General features: G+C 66.8%; 5 protein-coding genes. All 5 read left to right on the forward strand.

Annotated features, from left to right (window positions below; genetic code table 11):
• Positions 1–109 precede the first annotated feature (109 nt).
• Genes AB7F11_RS19420 through bchY form a run of 5 tightly spaced genes read left to right on the forward strand, consistent with a single transcriptional unit; the run spans position 110 to position 5,745 of the window.
• Positions 110–1,006, forward strand: a complete 897-nt coding sequence (locus AB7F11_RS19420; protein WP_428291412.1) for a polyprenyl synthetase family protein — start codon at positions 110–112, stop codon at positions 1,004–1,006.
• 3 nt (positions 1,007–1,009) lie between these two features.
• A complete protein-coding gene (locus AB7F11_RS19425; RefSeq protein ID WP_428291411.1) occupies positions 1,010–2,209 on the forward strand; it encodes a methyltransferase in 1,200 nt (399 codons plus the stop codon).
• Between the two features lie 32 nt (positions 2,210–2,241).
• A complete protein-coding gene (bchC, locus tag AB7F11_RS19430; protein WP_428291410.1) occupies positions 2,242–3,189 on the forward strand; it encodes a chlorophyll synthesis pathway protein BchC in 948 nt (315 codons plus the stop codon).
• The gene (locus AB7F11_RS19435) at positions 3,189–4,196 is read left to right on the forward strand and encodes a chlorophyllide a reductase iron protein subunit X (RefSeq protein WP_428291409.1); all 1,008 of its coding nucleotides are present in this window, start codon (positions 3,189–3,191) and stop codon (positions 4,194–4,196) included. Before bchC ends, AB7F11_RS19435 begins: the two co-directional genes overlap by 1 nt.
• A gap of 4 nt (positions 4,197–4,200) precedes the next feature.
• A complete protein-coding gene (bchY, locus tag AB7F11_RS19440; protein WP_428291408.1) occupies positions 4,201–5,745 on the forward strand; it encodes a chlorophyllide a reductase subunit Y in 1,545 nt (514 codons plus the stop codon).
• Positions 5,746–6,000 lie beyond the last annotated feature (255 nt).

The raw sequence follows: 6,000 nt of genomic DNA on the forward strand, positions 1-6,000 counted from the left end.
GCAGTGCACAACCAAAGAGCCTTTGACATTCCGATGTGTCATGTTAGATTGACATTTATCAATGTCACGCTTTAATGACATTGCACCACTCGGACGAGGAGCCATGGACATGATGTCACGCATCCAGTTAGCGCTCGATCGGCAGTTGAGCTGGGCCAGCGGTTCCAGTGCCCCTCCTCGACTGATGGCCGCCATGCGGCATGCGGTGTTTCCCGGCGGCGCCCGCATCCGTCCAAAGCTCTGCCTGGCCGTGGCACGAGCCTGCGGCGAAGATGCGCCAGAGCTGACCGACGCCGCGGCGGTGGCCATCGAGCTGCTGCACTGTGCGTCGCTGGTGCACGACGACATGCCCTGCTTCGACGATGCCGACACGCGGCGCGGCCAGCCCACCGTACACAAGGTCTACGGAGAGCCTCTGGCCTTGCTGACCGGTGACGCGCTGATCGTGATGGCCTACCAGGCGCTGGCTCGCGCTGGCGTCAAGCACCCCATGCGCCTGGCCGGGTTGCTGGAAACCGTGTGCGAGGGCACCGGCGCTCCCGATGGCATCGTGGCTGGGCAGGCGTGGGAGTGCGAAATCCGTGTGGACCTGGGCCAGTACCAGCGGGCCAAGACCGGTGCCCTTTTCGTGGCTTCCACCTGCGCGGGTGCGCAAGCGGCGGGCGCCGATCCGGCCGGCTGGCGCGCGCTGGGTGAATGTCTCGGCGAGGCCTACCAGGTGGCCGACGACATCCGCGACGTCATGCTGCAGGCCGACCAGCTGGGCAAGCCCGCCGGACAGGACGCCCACCATGGACGACCCAGCGCAGCAGCCGACCTCGGCCTGCTGGGCGCCATCGAGCATTTCCGTGGACTCATGAAGTCGGCGGTGGATTCGCTGCCCGATTGCCCCAGCCGGGGCGCCATGCGCCATCTGGTGCTGCAGGAATCCGAGCGGCTGATTCCGCAAAGCACCTGCGAGCGCATCGAGCGCGAACACCTGGTCACGCCGCTCGCGAGTCACTGATCCATGACCACGCTGCACGCCACCGAGCCCCCGCTCTCGCAGGCTCCCGCACCCTCCTGGCGCGAGCGCCTGGCCGCACGCGCCGACCGCTGGATGACCAGCCCCGCGCTCAACCGCTGGGCCAGCGCCAGCCCGTTCACGCGCTGGCTGGTGCGCCGGCGCTCGGCGCAACTCTTCGGGCTGATGGCCGGTTTCGTGCACACCCAGGTGTTGCTGGCCTGCGTGCGGCTGCGTCTGCTGGATCACGTGCTCGAAGCACCGCGCACCCTGGACGAGCTTTCGCGCCTCACGCGCATGCCTGCGGCGCCGCTCTCGCGCCTGCTTGATTCGGCCGTGGCGCTGCGCCTGCTGGAGCGCCGAGGCCACAACAGCCGCTTCGGCCTGGGCAGCCTGGGCGCGCCGGTGCTGGCGCATGCTGGCATTCGAGACATGGTGGAACACAACGCCGTGCTGTTCGACGACCTGCGCGACCCATTGGGCCTGTTGCGCGATCCGGCGCAGACCCGCATGCACCGGTACTGGCCCTACACCGAGGAGGGCAGTCTGCCTGCGCCGCAGGAACAGTGCGCGCGCTACTCGGCGCTGATGGCGAGTTCGCAGCGCTTCGTGATCGACGAACTGCTCGTGGCATACCCGTTCCAGGACCACCGCGTGGTGCTCGACGTGGGCGGCGGCATGGGTGGCTGGGTTTGCGCGCTCGCCCAGGCTCACCCGCCACTGCAAATGCAACTCTTCGACCTGCCGCCAGTGGCAGCGCTGGCGCGTGAGCAGGTACAGCGCCTGGGCCTGGGCAAGCGCATCACCACCCACGGCGGCAGCTTCACCCACGACCCGCTGCCGCGCGGCGCCGATCTGGTCACGCTGGTGCGCGTGGCACACGACCACGCCGACGATACGGTGCTCAAAGTGCTGCGCGCCATTTTCGATGCCCTGCCCATGGGCGGGGCCCTGCTGCTGGCCGAGCCCATGGCCGAAGCTGGCGGCTCGCCGCAACCGAGCGACCCCTACTTTCACTTCTACCTGCTGGCCATGGGCGCGGGCCGGCTGCGCACGTCAGAGCAACTCATGGCCCTGATGCAGGAGGCCGGCTTCTCGCACATTGAGCGCGTGCCGAACCGCCTGCCGCTCCATGCGCAACTGCTGCTCGCCCGCAAGGCTAGGTGTTTACCCGCGATTGACCGCCGAAGCGTCAATACAGATTGACACTTCTATCTGTCACTCATTAAATACATCACATGACAGCCGATGCCATCGTCTTCCAGAGTCCATGCAACCTGTCGGTGCGCTCGCTGGATCTTCGCCCCCTCGCGGAGGGCGACGTGGAAGTGGAAGTGTCGTACAGCGGCATCAGCACCGGCACCGAGCGGCTCCTTTGGGACGGCAGCATGCCGCCCTTTCCCGGCATGGGCTATCCGCTGGTCCCCGGCTATGAAACGGTCGGTCGCGTGGTGCGCACGCAGGGGACCTGCCCCCTGGCCGTGGGCGACCACGTGTTCGTGCCTGGGTCCTACGCCTTCGAAGGCGTGCACAACCTCTTTGGCGGCGCCGGTTCGCGCCTGGTGGTCCAGGCGAGCCGCGCGGTGCGACTGGACACGGCGCCCAGCGCCAACATGGTGCTGCTCGCCCTGGCGGCCACCGCGTACCACACGGTGAGCTACGGTGGCACCCGTGCTCCTGACACCCCGCCCGACCTGATCGTGGGCCACGGCGTGATGGGTCGACTGCTGGCGCGCCTCACGGTGGCAGCCGGCGCCGCCGCCCCGGTGGTGTGGGAAACGCAGGCACAGCGCCGCGAAGGTGCCGAGGGCTACAGCGTGGTGCACCCGGACGAAGACGACCGCAAGAATTACCGCGCCATCTACGACGTGAGCGGCGATGCCGAGATCCTGCACCGCGTGATCCCGCGCCTGGACAAGGGTGGCGAGGTGGTGCTGGCCGGCTTCTACAAGCAGAACATTTCCTTCGCGTACGCACCGGCCTTCATGCGCGAAGCGCAGATACGGGTGGCTGCCGAATGGAAGCGCGCCGACCTGCTGGCCGTGACCGAACTGGTGCAGACCGACCGCCTGTCGCTCGAGGGCCTGCTCACCCACAACGAGACGCCCGCGCACGCCAGCGCCGCGTATGCGACCGCCTTCGGCGATCCGCAATGTCTGAAGATGGTTCTGGACTGGAGACACTGATGAACTCACTGCCTGTCAACGTGCAACCGGCCCGCTTCATGGAAGCGCTGCGACAGGAAGCTGCCATCGAGCCCGAACCGGTGCACACCGGCGAGGTGAAGAAGGAGACGCAGATCATCGCGATCTACGGCAAGGGCGGCATCGGCAAGAGCTTCACGCTGGCCAATCTCTCTTACATGATGGCGCAGCAGGGCAAGAAGGTGCTGCTGATCGGCTGCGATCCCAAGAGCGACACCACCAGCCTGCTGTTTGGCGGACGGGCCTGCCCCACCATCATCGAAACCTCGTCGAAGAAGAAGCTGGCCGGCGAAGCGGTGCAGATCGGCGACGTGTGCTTCAAGCGCGACGGCGTCTACGCCATGGAACTGGGTGGCCCCGAAGTGGGTCGCGGCTGTGGGGGGCGCGGCATCATCCACGGCTTCGAGCTGCTCGAAAAGCTGGGCTTTCACGAATGGGGCTTCGACTACGTGCTGCTCGACTTCCTGGGCGACGTGGTCTGCGGTGGCTTCGGCCTGCCGATCGCGCGCGACATGTGCCAGAAGGTCATCGTCGTCGCCTCCAACGACCTGCAGTCCCTCTACGTGGCCAACAACGTGTGCAGCGCGGTGGAGTATTTCCGCAAGCTCGGCGGCAACGTCGGCGTGGCCGGCATGGTGATCAACCGCGACGACGGCACTGGCGAGGCCATGGCCTTTGCCGAACAGGTCGGCATTCCGGTGCTCTCCGTGATTCCGGCCGACGACGACATCCGCCGCAAAAGCGCGAGCTACGAAATCATCGGTCGCCCGGAATCCGTGTGGGGCCCCCTGTTTGCCGAGCTGGCCGAGAACGTGGGGACCTCCACGCCCATGCGGCCCAAACCCATGTCTCAAGACGGCCTGCTCGGCCTTTTCTCCGCCGCTTCAGTAGGACGCGACGTGGTGCTGGAGCCGGCCACCGTGTTCGATATGTGCGGCAAATCCGACACCGTCAAACCCAGCCTCGAAGTGGTCTACGACGAAGTGTGACGCCATGGCCCAGCCCGTCATCCCGATCGTTCCCTTGAAGGGCACCACCGCCATCGAGGGCGATGGCATGGGCTGCCACGCGGGCGGCGAGACGCTGTTGGCGGCCGCGAAATCGGCCGGCAAGAGCGAGGTGCTGGCGCAGTACGCCAAGGACTACCCAAAGCGCGAGAACACCGGTCCGCACGACCAGCCGCAGAGCATGTGCCCGGCCTTCGGCTCACTGCGTGTGGGCCTGCGCATGCGCCGCACCGCCACCATCCTCAGCGGCTCGGCCTGCTGCGTCTACGGCCTCACCTTCACCAGCCACTTCTACGGCGCGCGCCGCAGCGTGGGCTATGTGCCGTTCAACAGCGAATCGCTGGTCACCGGAAAGCTGTTCGAAGACATCCGCGAAGCGGTGCATGCACAGGCCGATCCCGCAAAGCTCGATGCCATCGTCATCATCAACCTCTGCGTGCCCACCGCCAGCGGCGTGCCGCTGCAGATCCTGCCCAAGGCCATCAACGGCGTGCGCATCATCGGCATCGACGTGCCGGGTTTCGGTGTGCCCACGCACGCCGAAGCCAAGGACGTGCTCACTGGCGCCATGCTGCGCTATGCCCGCGACGAGATCATGGCGGGCCCGGTGGCCGCGCCGCGCCAGGGCCGCCAAGCATTGCCCACACTCACATTGCTGGGCGAGATGTTTCCCGCCGACCCGATGGGCATCGCGCAGATGATCGCACCCATGGGCATTGCGGTCGGCACCGTGGCACCCACGCGCGAATGGCGCGAGCTGTACGCCGCGCTCGACGGAGCGGCGGTAGCCGCCATCCATCCGTTCTACACCGCCAGCATTCGCGAATTCGAAGCCGCCGGCCGACCCATCGTGGGCTCGGCCCCGGTGGGCGTGGACGGCACGCACGACTGGCTCGGGGCGGTGGGCCAGGCCATGGGCATCGCATCGGCACAGGTCGATGCCGCGCGCAACCAGTCGCTAGGGGCCATTCGCGGCGTGTTGTCGCAGCAGAAGATTCAAGGTCGCATCACGCTGAGCGGGTACGAAGGTTCGGAGTTGCTGGTGGGCCGCCTGCTGGTGGAATGCGGCGCCGACCTGCGCTACGTGGGCTCGGCCTGCCCGGCCACGCCCTGGAACGCGCACGACGCCGAGTGGCTGAAGTCCCATGGCGTGCAGGTGCAGTTCCGCGCCTCGCTGGAAAACGACCTCGACGCCCTGCACGAATACCAGCCGCAGTTGGCCATCGGCACCACGCCGGTGGTACAGGCAGCCAAGGAAGCCTGCGTGCCGTCGCTCTATTTCACCAACCTCATCTCCGCCCGTCCGCTCATGGGTGTGGCCGGTGCGGGCTCGCTGATTCAAGTGGTGAACGCCGCCATGGGCAACCAGGCGCGCTTTGACGACATGAAGGCGTTCTTCGGTGACGTAGGCCAGGGCGACGAAGCCGGCGTGTGGGAAGAAGTGCCCCGCCCGTTCCCCGATTTCCGCAAGGAGAACCGGCGTCAGAACGAGAAACAGGCGAAGAAACGCAAAGCGGAGGAAATGTCATGAGCACAGCCCCCGCCCACACACTGGTGAACCCTTCGACAAGCTCAGGGCGAACGGGTTGGTGGGCTCGCACGTCGTCTTTCACCATTCAGGCTGACCCCACCTCCGTTCAGGCTGACCCCACCTCCGTTCGGGCTGACCCCACCTCCGTTCCGGCTGACCCCACCTCCATTCAGGCTGAGCCCACCTCCGTTCGGGCTGAGCCTGTCGAAGCCCCCACCCACACACTGACGAACCCTTCGACAAGCTCAGGGCGAA

The sequence above is a fragment of the Hydrogenophaga sp. genome (genome assembly GCF_050250835.1).
GTDB lineage: Bacteria > Pseudomonadota > Gammaproteobacteria > Burkholderiales > Burkholderiaceae_C > Hydrogenophaga.